The sequence below is a fragment of the Delftia sp. DLF01 genome (assembly GCF_014852125.1).
GTDB classification, from domain to species: domain Bacteria; phylum Pseudomonadota; class Gammaproteobacteria; order Burkholderiales; family Burkholderiaceae_C; genus Comamonas; species Comamonas acidovorans.
This window is the reverse complement of the sequence record NZ_JACVAZ010000003.1, coordinates 794,175-808,387: the sequence shown is the minus strand read 5'-3', so window position 1 is coordinate 808,387 and position 14,213 is coordinate 794,175. Positions and strand designations below refer to the sequence as shown.

Sequence of the window (14,213 nt, the reverse complement as noted above, 5' to 3'; positions counted from 1 at the left end):
TTTTTTCGTGCGCTCACGAAGCTCAGATGACGACGCTCAGATGGCGAAGTTGTCCAGCACCGCGCCCGAGCTGGCGCTCGATGCGTTGAACGCGAACTTGGCCTGCACGCCCCGCGTGTAGCGGGGCGCGGGGGCCTTCCATGCCGCGCGGCGCTGGGCGAGCACGTCTTCGGGCACGTTCAGTTGCAGCTGCAATGCGTGCGCGTCGATGGTGATCGAGTCGCCCTCGTGCACCAGCGCGATGGTGCCGCCCACGGCCGCTTCCGGCGCCACGTGGCCGACCACCATGCCCCAGGTGCCGCCGGAGAAGCGGCCATCGGTGATCAGGCCCACGCTCTCGCCCAGGCCGGCGCCGATCAGGGCGCCCGTGGGGGCCAGCATTTCCGGCATGCCGGGGCCGCCCTTGGGGCCCAGGTAGCGCAGCACCATCACATCGCCGGCCTGGATCCTGCCGTCGAGGATGGCCGCCAGTGCCGATTGCTCATCGTCGAACACGCGTGCCGGGCCGGTGATGACCGGGTTCTTCAGGCCCGTGATCTTGGCCACCGCGCCTTCCGGGCTCAGGTTGCCCTTGAGGATGGCCAGGTGGCCCTGCGGATAGAGCGCGTCCGAGAGGGGGCGGATGACCTGGGGGGTGGGCGGTTCGTCAGGCACGCCGGCCAGGGTCTGCGCGACGGTCTGGCCCGAGATGGTGATGCAGTCGCCGTGCAGCAGGCCCGCATTCAGCAGGATCTTCATGACCTGCGGGATGCCGCCCGCCTGGTGCAGGTCCACCGCCAGGTATCTGCCGCTGGGCTTGAGATCGCACAGCACCGGCACCCGCTGGCGGATGCGCTCGAAGTCGTCGATGGACCAGGGCACGCCGGCCGCATGGGCGATCGCAAGAAAGTGCAGCACGGCATTGGTGGAGCCCCCGGTCGCCATGATCACCGAGACCGCGTTCTCGATGGACTTGCGCGTCACGATATCGCGCGGCTTGAGGTCCATCTTGATGGCCTCGATCAGCACCCTGGCGGATTCCTTGGCCGAGTTTTCCTTTTCATCATGGGGATTGGCCATGGTGGAGGAGTAGGGCAGGCTCATGCCCAGCGCCTCGAACGCGCTGGACATGGTGTTGGCGGTGTACATGCCGCCGCACGAGCCCGTGCCGGGAATGGCGTGCTGCTCGATGTCCTTGAGCTCCTGGTCGCTGATCTTGCCCGCGGCGTTTTCGCCGACGGCCTCGAACACGCTGACGATGTTCAGGTCCCGGCCTTTCCACCTGCCGGGCAGGATGGTGCCGCCGTAGACATAGATGGCCGGCACATTGGCGCGCAGCATGCCCATCATGCCGCCCGGCATGTTCTTGTCGCAGCCGCCGACCACCAGCACGCCATCCATCCACTGGCCGCCCACGCAGGTCTCTATGCAGTCGGCGATCACCTCGCGGCTGACCAGCGAGTACTTCATGCCTTCCGTGCCCATGGACATGCCGTCCGAGATGGTCGGCGTGCCGAACACCTGCGCGTTGCCGCCGGCTTCCTCGATGCCTGCGATGGCCGCGTCCGCCAGCCTTTGCAGGCCGGAGTTGCACGGCGTGATCGTGCTGTGGCCGTTGGCCACGCCGACCATGGGCTTCTTGAAATCCTCTTCCTTGTAGCCCATGCCGTAGAACATGGAGCGGTTGGCTGCGCGCGCCTTGCCTTCGGTGATGTGGGCGCTTCGGCGGTTGATCTGGTTCGGCGGGGTCATGGCATGTCTCTCGTTGTGGGGGTTGGATGAGTATGGGCCGACTGATTCATCTGATCCAATCCTATTCATCGGCATGATTGATATGCTGCGCATATGAATGAGCCCCCCATTGATCTGCGCGTCTGGCGGCAATTCCTGGCCGTGGCGGACGAGCTGCACTTCGGCCGCGCCGCATCGCGCCTGCACATGACGCAGCCGCCGCTCACCCAGGCCATCGCCCAGCTGGAGCGCAGCCTGGACGTGGCGCTGTTCGAGCGCTCAAGCCGCCACGTCGCGCTGACGCCCGCTGGCGAGGCGCTTGTGCCGCAGGTGCGTGAGCTTCTGGCGCAGGCGGCAGCGCTGCCCGGGATTGCGCGGGCTGCGGCAGCGGGAGAAGTGGGGCGCGTGCGGCTGGCCTTTGTCTCCACCATCGGCTTCACCCGGTTGCCGCTGTGGGTGCGGGACTTCGTTGCAGGCACGCCCGGTGTGGCGCTGGAGCTGGTCGAGGCCACCAGCGATGTGCAGATGGAAGCCTTCGAGCGCGGGCAGATCGATGCCGGGCTGATGCTGCATGCCCCCGGGCATGCGCCGGCCGGCCTGGAGCGCCTGGCCGTGGGGCGGGAAGCCATGGTGCTGGCCCTGCCTCAGCAGCATGCGCTTGCCGGTGCGGACCGGCTGATGCTCGACGAAGTGCTGGAGCAGCCGCTGGTGATCTTTCCGCGCCGCATCATGCCCTCGCTCCATGACGCGGTGACGGATCTGTACCGACGGCACGGACATGTGCCCCGCATCGCGCAGCAGGCGATACAGATGCAGACCATCGTGAACCTGGTCTGGGGCGGCATCGGCCTGGCCTGGGTGCCCGCCAGCGTGATGCAGTTCTGCAGGCCCGGCGTGGTCTACCGCGAGGTGGTTTTCGCCAGCGCCCGTGCAGGCAGCAAACCCGTTGCCCTGCCGGTCTGCGAGACCAGCCTGGCCTGGCCTGCCGGAGCCATGTCGCCCGCGCTGGCGCGGTTTGTCGGCTTCGTGCGCGAACAGCGCTGAGTGGCGTCCACCGACAGCCCCCGAGGCAAGGCCCGCGAATATCCGCATGGTTCTGGTCTGAATTTTTGAAAATTCTGGCCAGAATGATAGAATTCGGGCCAGGCCGGACACCAGGCCTGTTTTTGTTTTCAGCCCCGCCATGCAATCTGTCGGCATCTACGAAGCCAAGACCCGTTTCTCCGCCCTGATCGAACTTGTCGAGCAGGGCGAGGAAGTGCGCATCACCCGCCACGGCAAGGAAGTGGTGCGCATGCTGCCGGTGCGCCGCCGCCCCGTGATCACCGACGAGCAGATCGCCCGGGAGCTGGAGCAGATGCAGGCGCTGCAGGCCACGGTGCGCCCGGCCCAGCCGGCACAGTCGGCACAGGCGCCGGACGCCACCACCCGACTGCGCCACGCAGGCCGGAGCCAGGCATGACCTCCTTCGTGCTCGATGCCTCCGTCACCGCCGCCTGGCTGCTGCCCGATGCCGCCAGCGTGCACACCCAGCGCCTGTATACCCGCATCCGCCGCCACGAAGTGGACCCGCAGGCGCCCAACCTCTGGCAGTGGGAATGCGGCAACCTGATCGCCTCGGGCGTGCACGGCGGCCGCATTCCGCACAGCTCGGTCGAAGGCCTGTGGGGCGTGCTCGAGGCCATCCGCCACCGCGTGGAACTGCACGAGCTGGCGCCCGCCCAGCACAAGGCCGTGCTCGACGTGGCGCTGGACACCCGCCTGCCGGTCTATGACGCGGCCTACCTGTGGCTGGCGCAGTCGCTGCGCCTGCCGCTGGCCACCTTTGACGCGGCCCAGGCCGCCGCCGCGCGCAAGCGCGGGCTGGCGCTGCTGGCCCCTGAAGATTTCTGATCCCCTCCCATCACCTTTGCCTGAGATGACCATGCAACACGACAAGATCCTCATTCTTGACTTCGGCTCCCAAGTCACCCAGCTGATCGCCCGCCGCGTGCGCGAAGCCCATGTCTACTGCGAAGTCCACCCCTGCGACGTGAGCAGCGACTGGGTGCGCGAATTCGCCGCCGACGGCCGCCTCAAGGGTGTGATCCTGTCGGGCAGCCACGCCAGCGTCTACGAAGTGGACGACCGCGCCCCCGACGCCGTGTTCGAGCTGGGCATTCCCGTGCTGGGCATCTGCTACGGCATGCAGACCATGGCCACCCAGCTGGGCGGCAAGGTCGAAGGCTCGCACACCCGCGAATTCGGCTACGCCGAAGTGCGCGCCCATGGCCACACCGAACTGCTCAAGGGCATCGAGGACTTCGCCACGGCCGAAGGCCACGGCATGCTCAAGGTCTGGATGAGCCACGGCGACAAGGTCACCGAGCTGCCCCCGGGCTTCAAGGTCATGGCCTCCACGCCGTCCTGCCCCATCGCCGGCATGGCCGACGAGGCGCGCCGCTTCTACGCTGTCCAGTTCCACCCCGAAGTCACGCACACCGTGCAGGGCGCGGCCCTGCTCAACCGCTTCGTGCGCGAGATCTGCGCGGCGAATGCCGACTGGATCATGGGCGACTACATCGAGGAAGCCGTCGCCAAGATCCGCGAGCAGGTGGGTGACGAGGAAGTCATCCTCGGCCTGTCGGGCGGCGTGGATTCGTCCGTGGCCGCGGCCCTGATCCACCGCGCCATCGGCGACCAGCTGACCTGCGTCTTCGTGGACCACGGCCTGCTGCGCCTGAACGAAGGCGACATGGTCATGGAAATGTTCGAGGGCAAGCTGCACGCCAAGGTCATCCGCGTGGACGCAAGCGACCTGTTCCTGGGCAAGCTGGCCGGCGTCAGCGAACCTGAGGCCAAGCGCAAGATCATCGGCGGCCTGTTCGTGGACGTGTTCAAGGCCGAGGCCGCCAAGCTCAAGGCGGGCGACGGTGGCCACAAGGGCGCCACCTTCCTGGCCCAGGGCACCATCTACCCCGACGTCATCGAGTCGGGCGGAGCCAAGAGCAAGAAGGCCGTCACCATCAAGAGCCACCACAACGTCGGCGGCCTGCCCGAACAACTGGGCCTGAAGCTGCTCGAGCCCCTGCGTGACCTGTTCAAGGACGAAGTGCGCGAACTCGGCGTGGCCCTGGGCCTGCCGCGTGAAATGGTCTACCGTCACCCCTTCCCGGGCCCGGGCCTGGGCGTTCGCATCCTGGGTGAAGTCAAGAAGGAATACGCCGACCTGCTGCGCCGCGCCGACGCCATCTTCATCGAGGAACTGCGCAACTGGACCGACGAAGCCACCGGCAAGAACTGGTACGACCTTACCAGCCAGGCCTTCACCGTCTTCCTGCCCGTCAAGAGCGTGGGCGTCATGGGCGACGGTCGCACCTACGACTACGTCGTGGCCCTGCGCGCCGTGCAGACCAGCGACTTCATGACCGCCGACTGGGCCGAGCTGCCCTACGGCCTGCTCAAGAAGGTGTCTGGCCGGATCATCAATGAAGTGCGCGGGATCAACCGCGTGACCTACGACGTTTCGACCAAGCCGCCGGCGACGATCGAGTGGGAGTGATTGCGCAATAGGAAACTGCTGGAACTGTCTGGCAGTGTTTCCACCTCAAGCCCGCATCAATGCGGGCTTTTTTGTTTCTGACTTTGGCAAGGCTGGAATTATCTGGGCCCAATGCATTAAATTTTGTGATTGTGCTGAGCTCTGGGCAAGTTGTGCTATCGACTATTAAAGGCTGCGGAATTCCAGCAATTCATCCAGATCACGAATCCATTCGGGAAGGAAGCTCTGATCCAATCCGAACGAGCCTTTGAGCTCGGGGCCGTCCGGGGAGTCCTTCATGGTGTATTGCACGAACAGGTGGCCCCATGCGTTCGCCATCCCGATGGCAAGCAGAAATTGAGGCTCGATCCCCGAGAGTTGGACAGGGTCAATATCAAAATTGCCCGCTATCAATGATTCATAGGCCTGTGAAAGGTCTTGCTGGAATTTTTTGATTTCGGCTGGCATTGTCAACCACTGAACACTGCCCGAAAAATTGCCGTCCGTGATTTTTACATTGAGAGTCAACCAGTCCCGATAAGGGACGCCATCTTCCTCGATGGAACGAGAAGTCGGCACGATATCGAATTTGAAGTCATCGAAATCAATGGTCAGCATGTTTGTTTGTATGGAAATGAGAAATGGTTCCATCGTGCCTGGCGACAGAGATCCAGCTAGTTTGAGGGGTAACGCGCAGGGTCCCAGACCTTGTCCGCCTTGCTGTCTGCTGGTGGCGCATGGGCTGCGGCCGAGCTCCCCGCAGCTTTGATCACAGGCACATGAAAGAGGGCTGAAGAGGGCTGCCCTGCGCATCCTCTGGAGCGCGACGACAATAGCCCATGATTCAAGAAAAGCCCCTGGCGGCAACCGAACTGGAGCGGCCTGCCATGGCCTTGCGCACTCTTGCGAATGGGGTCCGGCTGCTGGCTCTGCCCATGCCGCATTTGCAGAGCGTCAGCGTGGGTGTGTTCCTGCGCGTGGGCTCCCGCGACGAGACCTCCACCAGCAATGGCATCAGCCATGTGCTGGAACACATGGCGTTCAAGGGCACGCATACGCGTTCCGTGCAGGAGATCAACCTGGATGCGGAGCGGCTGGGCGCGGAGGTCAACGCCTTCACCGGCAAGGACATCACCGGCTATTTCATGACCGGCCTGGGCTGGCATGCGCAGGCCTTGCTGGGAATGATTGCGGACATCGTCCTGAACAGCGTGTTTCCCGAGCATGAATTGCAAAGGGAGCTGCAGGTGATCCGGCAGGAGGCCATCGAGTACGAAGAGGACCCGGAGGACAGCGCTGGCGATCTGCTGGACCGCGCCATCTGGGGCGATGACCCCATGGGCATGCCGGTGATCGGCACGGTGGCCAATATCGAAGGCTTCACCCGGCAGGATCTGGTGCGCCATGTGCAGTCCCATTACGTGGGAGAAAAGACCGTCGTCGTCGCGGCCGGAAACTTCGATGTGCCGGCCTGGCTGGAGCAGGCGGCGCAGCTGTTCGCCGGCATGCCTGCGTCGGCCGATCCCGCTGTGGCGTTGCCCCCTCAGCCCGCAAAGTATGTGGGGCAGGCCCTGGCGCAACGTTTCACGCAGGTGTCCCAGGTGTTCGTGAACCTGGCCTATCCCCTGGTGTTCGAGCAGTTGCAGGGCGAGCATCCGCAGCGTGCGCGTCTCGTGGCCTCGCTGGCGGCCCATCTGCTGGGCGAGGGGATGTCGTCGCCCCTGGTCGATACCGTGCGTGAACGGCTCGGACTGGCCTATACGGCCTATGCGGCGATGGAGGGCGGTGACGTCTGGGCCAACTTCATCGTGCATGCCGTCACGACGCCGGACAAGCTCGAAGCGCTGGTGGCCGCGACAGGCGGCCTGCTGCGCGCCCAGGCGGCCGGCATCGATCCCGTGCATCTGGAGCGGGCCAAGAACCAGCTGGCGGTCTCGCGGGTGCGCGCCGGCGAGCGGACCTACGCCACCATGGAGCGGGCTGTCGAGGACCTCTTTGCCCATGGCAGCGTGACGTCCGTGGCCGAAACGCTGGCGATGATCGATGGCATCGGGGGCGAGGAAGTGCGCAAGGTCTTCGAGCGCATGCTGGCCCATCCTCCGGCGGTGGCCATCACCGGCAAGGGCGCCAGTGCCCGGACCGTGCGGCAACTGGCTGCAGGCCTGGCGGCCTGAGCCGGCAGCGCGCGATCAGCGGCCAGCGGCCAGCGGCCAGCCGCCAGTCGCAACACATGGCGCTTTTCCCGTTGTCATGGAGTTGAGGGAGGGGGCGGCGGCGCGTTCCATTGCCGCTTGAGGTAGTGCGACTTCGGGTGCTCCTGCAGGAACACGCAGCACTGCACCCACGCCGCTGACTCCAGGGGCGCACCGATCGCGCGCGAGAGATGCTCGAACACGACCTCGGCCATGGCCGAGCACATCTGCGGCGGGCGCGGGTTGGTCAGCGTCAGGGTGGCGATGAGTTGCTGCGCGTGGGTGTCCTCGCCGCACAGTCCGACGGCGATGGGTGCCACGCGCGACTTCAGGTCCGCGAGCCGTGCCCATCCGCGCTCGGCCAGCGCAAGGTGCATGGCGTGCAGGACCGGCTCCCACTGGATCGACGGGAGCAAGGATGGCGATACCTCGATGGCGATGTGCGGCATGGGGCGGCGCCTTCAGTCGAGCTTGATGCCGACTTCGCGGATCAGCGTCTGCCAGCGTGCCCGCTCGCTGTCCAGCAGGCGTGCGAATGCCTGGGGCGAGTTGTCGATGGGAACCGAACCGAGTTCGGCCAGCCTGTCCTGTGTGGCCTTGGCCGCCAGCGCCGCGCCCATGTGCTTGACCAGCCAGGCCTTGCGGTCGGCCGGGGTCGCGGCGGGCGCGAGGAAGCCGTACCAGCCGCTGATCTCGGCGTCCACGCCCGATTCCTTGAGCGTGGGCACGCCGGGCAGCGCGGGAATGCGCCTGGCGGACGTCACCGCCAGCGCCTTCAGGCGCCCGCTTTGCACATGCTGCAGGATGGCCGGCGTGGCTTCGAACACCATCTGCACCGTGCCGCCCAGCACGTCGTTGAGTGCAGGCGCGGAGCCGCGGTAGGGAATGTGCAGGATCGAGGTGCCGGTCTGGCGCTTGACGAGTTCTCCCGCCAGGTGCTGCGGCGTGCCGTTGCCGGCGGATGCGTAGGAGAACTTGCCCGGGTTCTTGCGCAGCCATTCGAGCGCCTCCTTGGCCGTGGCCGCCGGGAAGGAGGGATGCACGGCCCAGATCAACGGCACCGAGGCGGCCCATGCCAGCGGTGTGAAGTCCTTGGCCGGATCGAAGTTGAGCCTGGAGTACAGCGCCGGGTTCGCGGCCATGGGGCCGAGTGCGCCCAGCAGCAGCGTGTAGCCGTCGGCCTCGGCGCGTGCTGCTGCCTCCGTGCCGATGTTGCCGCCCGCACCGCTGCGGTTGTCGACGATCACCGTGCTGCCGCTGTCCGACTGCAAGGCGTTCGCCATCAGGCGGGAGACGGCATCGGTGGTCGCACCTGCCGGATAGGGGCAGATGATGCGGATGGGCTTGGAAGGGAATGCCTGTGCGCGCGCCGAGGGGCTTGCGCCCAAGGCTGAAATGGCCGTCGCCGTGCTGGCGTACTGAAGGAAGTTGCGTCGTTTCATCGGTGCTCTCGTGACCAGAGTTGTCTCGTGGCCGTAGTGTCGGCAGGCCCTTGTTTCTTCGCAATTCGCATTTTCTGGCCGCGCCTATCGGATAATCCGATGGCCATGTCCGCACGCAGCCGCGACCCCCTCGATCTCGTCTCATTGCGCCAGTTGCGCTACTTCGTGTCGGCGATGCGGGCGCACAGCTTCAGTGCGGCATCGCGCGATGCCTCGATCTCGCAGGCGGCGCTGTCGGAGCAGATCGCCTTGCTGGAATCGACCCTGGACGTGCATCTGTTCGACCGTGCGAGCGGGCGCGCCGTTGCCACGGCCTCCGGACATGAGCTCGACCGCCGGGTGTCGGCCTGCCTCAGGGAGCTGCAGGCGGCGCTGCGCGACGTGCAGGCGCGTGCGAGCACCGTGGCGGGCCTGGTGCGCATCGGCCTGGTGCAGTCCTACGCGGGATGCTGGGTACTGCCCGTCGTGCGCAGGGCCCAGGCGCAGTGGCCGCAGCTGGCGATCGCACTGCGCAGACGCACCGCACAGGCCTTGGTGGAGGGCGTGTTGCGCGGCGATTTCGATCTCGCCGTCAGCTTCGACCCGGAGCCGCATGCCGATCTGGAGATCCTGGCCTGCTTCGACGAGCCCGTGGTGGCCGTCGGATTGAAGCCCCGCCGGCGGCGACGCCTGCTGGAGCTCAGCGAGGTCGCGAACCACCCCCTGGCCTTGCTGCCAAGCGAATACGCAATGCGGCGCCAGCTCGACAACGCCTTTGCGGCGCAGGGGCTGAAGCCGGGCGTGCATCTGGAGTCCGATACGCTGGAGGACCTGGTGCATGCCGCCCGTGAAAACGGCATGGTCGCGCTGCTCAACGGTGCCGCGGCAATGAGCCTGGACGTGCAGGACGCAGTCCCGTTGGCCGAAAGAAATCTGGGCCGGCAAGCCTGCCTGGTGCGCTCACGCAGCCGTCACCACGGCTTTGCCGCCCAGTACGTATGGGACCAGCTGTCGGCGGCAACCCCCACGCTGCCGCCAGCGTGGGGGCGGCGCGTTGCAGCCGCGCGCTAGTCGTCGGCCGGACCCGTACCGCCCGTCAGTGCACTTCCTTCAGGCCCACCAGTTGCAGGGGGCGTGCCAGCAGTTCGTCGAAGCGTTTCTCGAACGCCTTGAAGTACGGCATGCTGAAGTGCGCATCCAGCGCTGCCTGGTCCCTGAATGACTCCCGCATGTAGAAGGTGCCGGGTTTGTCCGCCAGCTCGAACAGCGTGTAGTCCAGGCATCCGGCCTCCTGCCGGGTGAATGGCACCAGCGCGCGCAGGGCGTCGCGCAGCTGGTCGTGCTGGCCGGCCTTCGCTTCAAGGATGGCCAGGTTGAAAATGGTCTCTGTCTTCATGGCTCAGCCCCAGTTCTCCAGCACCACCTTGCCGCGCGCCTTGCCCGACTCGATCAGGGCATGGGCGCGCTTGAGGTTGTCTGCGTTGATGCTGCCAAAGCGCTCGGCCAGCGTGGTGCGGATCAGGCCGGCATCGACCAGTGCGGCAACCTCGTTGAGCAGGCGGTGCTGGCCGATCATGTCGTCGGTGCCGAACAGGGCGCGGGTGAACATCAATTCCCAGTGCACCGATACCGACTTGCGCTTGAGCTTGGTGATGTCCAGCGACGCGGGATCGTCGATCAGGCCGAATTTTCCCTGGGGCGCGATCGCCTCGACGATCTGTGCGAAGTGCAGGTCGGTCTGCGTGAGACTCACGATGAGGTCCACCGTGGGAAAGCCGATGCGCTTGAGTTCGTCGGCAATCGGCTGGCTGTGATCGACCACGTGGTGGGCGCCGAGCTCCTTGACCCAGGCCTGCGTCTCGGGCCGCGATGCGGTGCCGATGACGGTAAGGCTGGTCAGCCGCGTGGCCAGCTGCGTGAGGATGGAGCCCACGCCGCCGGAGGCGCCGATGATGAGCAGTGTCTTGTGGCTGGGGTGCTTGCCCGGTGCGATGCCCAGGCGGTCGAACAGCATCTCCCACGCGGTGATGGCGGTCAGGGGCAGGGCCGCCGCCTGTGCGAAGTCCAGCGACCTGGGCGCGTGGCCCACGATGCGCTCGTCCACCAGGTGCAGTTCGCTGTTCGTGCCAGGACGCGCAATGGAGCCGGCGTACCAGACGCGGTCGCCCGGCTTGAACAGCGTGACTTCGGGGCCCACGGCCTTGACGATGCCGCTGGCATCCCAGCCCAGCACCTTGTGCGTCTGCCCCTCGGCGGGCGCGCCGCTGGCGCGTACCTTGGTGTCCACCGGATTGACGGACACGGCCCTGACTTCGACCAGCAGGTCGCGGCCGCTGGCTACGGGATCGGGCAGGGTGATGTCGATCAGCGATTCGGGTTGGCTGATGGCCTGGGGTTTCTGGTATCCAACGGCTTTCATGGTCGTGCTTTCAAAGGTTGAGGAAGAGGGGGGAGCAAGGAGGGAGAGCAGGGAGGGCGAGCAAGGAGGGTTTCAGGCAGTGGCGAGGGCTGCGTAGTCCGAGTAGCCGCGCGCGTCGCCGCCAAACAGGGCCTTCGGATCGAATGCGGCCAGCGGCGCCTGGGCGGCGTAGCGCGCCGGCAGGTCCGGGTTGGCGATGAAGGGGCGGCCGAAGGCGACGAGGTCTGCCAGGCCCTCGTGCAGGATGGCTTGGGCGCGCTCCGCGTCGTACTTGCCCGCAACGATCACCTTGCCCTGGTAGGCGCGGCGCAGCGCGTGGCGGAAGTCCTGCGGAATCTCGGGCGCATCGTCCCAATCGGCTTCGGACAGGTGGATGTAGGCCAGGCCGATCTCGTCGAGCCTGCTGGCCAGATGCAGGATGGTCTCGATGATCTGCGGGCAGTTCATGTTGCGCTGCGTGATGAAGGGCGCCAGGCGGATGCCGGTGCGCTCGGCCCCGACCTCGCCCGCCACGGCGGCCGCGACCTCTTCGGCGAAGCGCGTGCGCTGGGCGATGCCGCCGCCGTAGGCGTCAGTGCGGTGGTTGGAGGTGGTGCGCAGGAACTGATCGATCAGGTAGCCGTTGCCGCCGTGGATTTCCACGCCATCGAAACCGGCACGCATCGCATTGGCCGCGCCCCTGCGGAAGTCGCCGATCACGTCCTGGATGTCCTGTGCGCTCAGTGCGCGCGGCACGGGGCAGTCGACCATGCGGCCGACACCGTCGTCGCCGACCACCCAGACCTGCGCTTGGGGCGACAGCGCCGAAGGCGCGACCGGCAGGCCATCGGCGTGAAAGCTGGCATGCGACATGCGGCCAACGTGCCACAGCTGCAGCACCATGCGCCCGCCGGCGGCGTGCACCGCGTCCGTGACGCGGCGCCAACCGTCCACCTGCGCCTCTGAATAGATGCCGGGGGTGAAGCTGTAGCCTTGGCCCTGGCGGGAGATCTGGGTGGCTTCCGAGACGATCAGGCCGGCGCTGGCGCGTTGTGCGTAGTAGGTGGCCATCAATGCATTGGGCACGTCGCCTGGCTGGCTGGTGCGGCTGCGCGTCATGGGGGCCATCACCATGCGGTTGGGCAGGCTGAGCGGGCCGAGCTGCAGGGGGCTAAACAGGGGCGTGGAGGCGGTGGTCATTCGGTTTCTTGGCGGAGCTGTAGAGGTGTTGGGGCGGTGGCGGAAGTCCGGTTCGCAAGTCGTCTGGGCATGGAGCGATGTTGACCTGGGCGTTTCAATTGAAAAAGTCCCGCAAGACTGAAGGCGGCTTCAAAAGAAATTTGACGATGAGGTCAGGGCGCGGCCCGCACAACAGCCGGGCGGATGGCCGTGCCGCGCCTGCCTGGCTACCATCTCCCCCATGAAGACCCAATACTTCGCCGCCACCTCACTCGACGGATTCCTGGCCACCGAGGACGACTCCCTGGACTGGCTGTTCCCGCTGGGCGACATGCAGGCCACGGGCTACCCGGAGTTCATTGCCGGCGTGGGCGCGCTGGCCATGGGTTCCGCCACCTACGAATGGATGCTGCGCCACGCGGACACGGTGGCCAGGGAGACCGGGGCGGCGTGGCCCTATACGCAGCCTGCCTGGGTGTTTTCCAGCCGCACGCTGCCTGGCATTGCAGGTGCGGACATCCGGTTTGTCAGCGGTGATGTGCGTGCCGTGCATGCGCAGATGCAGGCTGCGGCCGGTGGGCGCAATCTCTGGATCATGGGAGGCGGAGACCTGGCAGGCCAGTTCTACGACGCGGGCCTGCTGGACGAGATGATCCTGAGCGTGGGCTCGGCCACGCTGGGCCGGGGCAAGCCGCTATTCCCGCGCCGGGTGCTGCATCCGGTGTTGCGTTTATTGTCCGTGCGGCAGATCGGCGAGGGCATGGCGGTGCTGCATTACGAGGTGCGCAAGAGCACGGCCTGACAGGCTCCCTGATTCGGTCTGCGCGCCGCTCAGTTCGCCTCCCCGCGCCCAGGCGCCGTCATCCCCGGAATGTATTCATTGGAGATGAAGCTGCGGCAGCGGTGCATGAAGGCTTCCACCACATGGCGGGGCTTTTGTTCGCGGGCCCAGGCCAGGCCCAGTTTCATGGGGCGGTGGTTGCCGTTCAGGTGCAGGTTGACGATCTTCTTGCCGTCCAGCGCGTGGGAGTTGCGCGGGCGCACGTTGACCAGGGAGTAGCCCACGTCGTTGGCGACCAGGGAGCGCACCACGTCGGGGCTGGCGCTGCGGGCCGCGATCAGGGGTGAGACGCCGGCTTCGCGGAACAGCGACATGAAGTATTCGCGGCTCAGGGGCAGGTCCAGCAGGACCATGGGGAGCTGGGCCAGCGCCTCCAGCGTGGTGGAGCGGTGGTTGGCCAGCGGATTGAGTTCGCTGACGATGACCATGGGCGGCAGCTGGGCCAGCGGCTCGAAGCAGATGTCCGATTCGGCCACCAGCAGGTCGTAGGTGATGGCGACATCGATCTGCGCGGTGCGCAGCTTGTGGATCAGGCCTTCCTGGTGGTCCTCGATCTGGGTGACCGTGGCCTTGGGGTGGGCGCGCGCGAATCCCTGGCACAGCTCGGGGGCGACCATGGCCGCCAGCGTGGTGAAGCAGCCCACGCGCACGGGGCCGCGCACCTGGCTTTGCGCGCTGCTGGCCACGTCGTACAAGGCCATGGCCTGGTCGAGCAGGCCGCGGATTTCCCGCAGGACTTCGGCGCCTGCGGGCGTCACGGACAGGCCTTGCGCATGGTGGCGCACGAACAGCGGCACCTGCAGCTCGGCCTCCACCTGGGTGATGGCCGATGAGATGGACGAGGGCGAGACGTGGATGCGGTTGGCAGCCTCGGCAATGCTGCCGAATTCGCCCGCTGCCACGCAGTATTCCAATTGTCTGAAGGTCAGTCGTGTCAGCACGGTGTGCAAGA

Annotated in this window: 15 protein-coding genes; 7 read left to right on the top strand and 8 right to left on the bottom strand. The window is 66.4% G+C overall.

What is annotated here, in order from left to right; translation table 11 throughout:
* Window positions 1-36: 36 nt before the first annotated feature.
* A complete protein-coding gene (ilvD, locus tag IB269_RS18860; RefSeq protein WP_192367970.1) occupies window positions 37-1,731 on the bottom strand; it encodes a dihydroxy-acid dehydratase in 1,695 nt (564 codons plus the stop codon).
* 93 nt (window positions 1,732-1,824) lie between these two features.
* On the opposite strand from ilvD, the gene IB269_RS18855 reads away from it, so the two are divergent.
* From IB269_RS18855 to guaA, 4 genes are all read left to right on the top strand, one after another.
* Complete coding sequence (locus IB269_RS18855) at window positions 1,825-2,754, top strand: LysR family transcriptional regulator (RefSeq protein ID WP_192367969.1); 930 nt, start codon at window positions 1,825-1,827, stop codon at window positions 2,752-2,754.
* A 139-nt stretch (window positions 2,755-2,893) separates the two neighbouring features.
* Window positions 2,894-3,172 (top strand): type II toxin-antitoxin system Phd/YefM family antitoxin, encoded by a 279-nt coding sequence (locus tag IB269_RS18850; RefSeq protein ID WP_099751399.1) that lies wholly within the window; start codon window positions 2,894-2,896, stop codon window positions 3,170-3,172.
* Window positions 3,169-3,603 carry a type II toxin-antitoxin system VapC family toxin gene (locus tag IB269_RS18845; RefSeq protein ID WP_012204856.1) on the top strand — a complete coding sequence of 145 codons (435 nt, stop codon included), beginning with the start codon at window positions 3,169-3,171 and terminating at the stop codon, window positions 3,601-3,603. Before IB269_RS18850 ends, IB269_RS18845 begins: the two co-directional genes overlap by 4 nt.
* 31 nt (window positions 3,604-3,634) lie before the next feature.
* Entirely contained in the window at window positions 3,635-5,251 is a 1,617-nt protein-coding gene (guaA, locus tag IB269_RS18840; protein WP_034364424.1) for a glutamine-hydrolyzing GMP synthase, read from the top strand.
* A 165-nt stretch (window positions 5,252-5,416) separates the two neighbouring features.
* Here guaA and IB269_RS18835 read toward each other — a convergent pair whose 3' ends face one another.
* The gene (locus IB269_RS18835; RefSeq protein WP_192367968.1) at window positions 5,417-5,848 is read right to left on the bottom strand and encodes a hypothetical protein; all 432 of its coding nucleotides are present in this window, start codon (window positions 5,846-5,848) and stop codon (window positions 5,417-5,419) included.
* A 269-nt stretch (window positions 5,849-6,117) separates the two neighbouring features.
* Here IB269_RS18835 and IB269_RS18830 point away from each other — a divergent pair, with 269 nt between their 5' ends.
* The gene (locus IB269_RS18830; protein WP_097205257.1) at window positions 6,118-7,404 is read left to right on the top strand and encodes a M16 family metallopeptidase; all 1,287 of its coding nucleotides are present in this window, start codon (window positions 6,118-6,120) and stop codon (window positions 7,402-7,404) included.
* Between the two features lie 74 nt (window positions 7,405-7,478).
* Here the strand turns inward: IB269_RS18830 and IB269_RS18825 are convergent, their stop codons facing one another.
* Together IB269_RS18825 and IB269_RS18820 are read right to left on the bottom strand one after the other, a co-directional pair.
* On the bottom strand, window positions 7,479-7,838 hold the full coding sequence (locus IB269_RS18825; protein ID WP_225614192.1) for a hypothetical protein: 360 nt from the start codon (window positions 7,836-7,838) through the stop codon (window positions 7,479-7,481).
* A 45-nt stretch (window positions 7,839-7,883) separates the two neighbouring features.
* On the bottom strand, window positions 7,884-8,864 hold the full coding sequence (locus IB269_RS18820) for a Bug family tripartite tricarboxylate transporter substrate binding protein (protein WP_192367966.1): 981 nt from the start codon (window positions 8,862-8,864) through the stop codon (window positions 7,884-7,886).
* Window positions 8,865-8,969: 105 nt separating this feature from the next.
* On the opposite strand from IB269_RS18820, the gene IB269_RS18815 reads away from it, so the two are divergent.
* A complete protein-coding gene (locus IB269_RS18815; protein ID WP_225614191.1) occupies window positions 8,970-9,914 on the top strand; it encodes a LysR family transcriptional regulator in 945 nt (314 codons plus the stop codon).
* Between the two features lie 25 nt (window positions 9,915-9,939).
* Here the strand turns inward: IB269_RS18815 and IB269_RS18810 are convergent, their stop codons facing one another.
* The 3 genes from IB269_RS18810 to IB269_RS18800 all read right to left on the bottom strand — a co-directional run bounded on the left by IB269_RS18810 (window position 9,940) and on the right by IB269_RS18800 (window position 12,441).
* Window positions 9,940-10,239 (bottom strand): putative quinol monooxygenase, encoded by a 300-nt coding sequence (locus IB269_RS18810; protein WP_192367964.1) that lies wholly within the window; start codon window positions 10,237-10,239, stop codon window positions 9,940-9,942.
* 3 nt (window positions 10,240-10,242) lie between these two features.
* Window positions 10,243-11,262, bottom strand: a complete 1,020-nt coding sequence (locus tag IB269_RS18805; RefSeq protein WP_192367963.1) for a zinc-binding alcohol dehydrogenase family protein — start codon at window positions 11,260-11,262, stop codon at window positions 10,243-10,245.
* Between the two features lie 72 nt (window positions 11,263-11,334).
* On the bottom strand, window positions 11,335-12,441 hold the full coding sequence (locus tag IB269_RS18800) for an alkene reductase (protein WP_192367962.1): 1,107 nt from the start codon (window positions 12,439-12,441) through the stop codon (window positions 11,335-11,337).
* A gap of 220 nt (window positions 12,442-12,661) precedes the next feature.
* Here IB269_RS18800 and IB269_RS18795 point away from each other — a divergent pair, with 220 nt between their 5' ends.
* The gene (locus tag IB269_RS18795) at window positions 12,662-13,222 is read left to right on the top strand and encodes a dihydrofolate reductase family protein (protein ID WP_141833545.1); all 561 of its coding nucleotides are present in this window, start codon (window positions 12,662-12,664) and stop codon (window positions 13,220-13,222) included.
* Window positions 13,223-13,251: 29 nt separating this feature from the next.
* On the opposite strand, the gene IB269_RS18790 is transcribed toward IB269_RS18795, so the two are convergent.
* On the bottom strand, window positions 13,252-14,202 hold the full coding sequence (locus IB269_RS18790) for a LysR family transcriptional regulator (RefSeq protein WP_034398359.1): 951 nt from the start codon (window positions 14,200-14,202) through the stop codon (window positions 13,252-13,254).
* Window positions 14,203-14,213 lie beyond the last annotated feature (11 nt).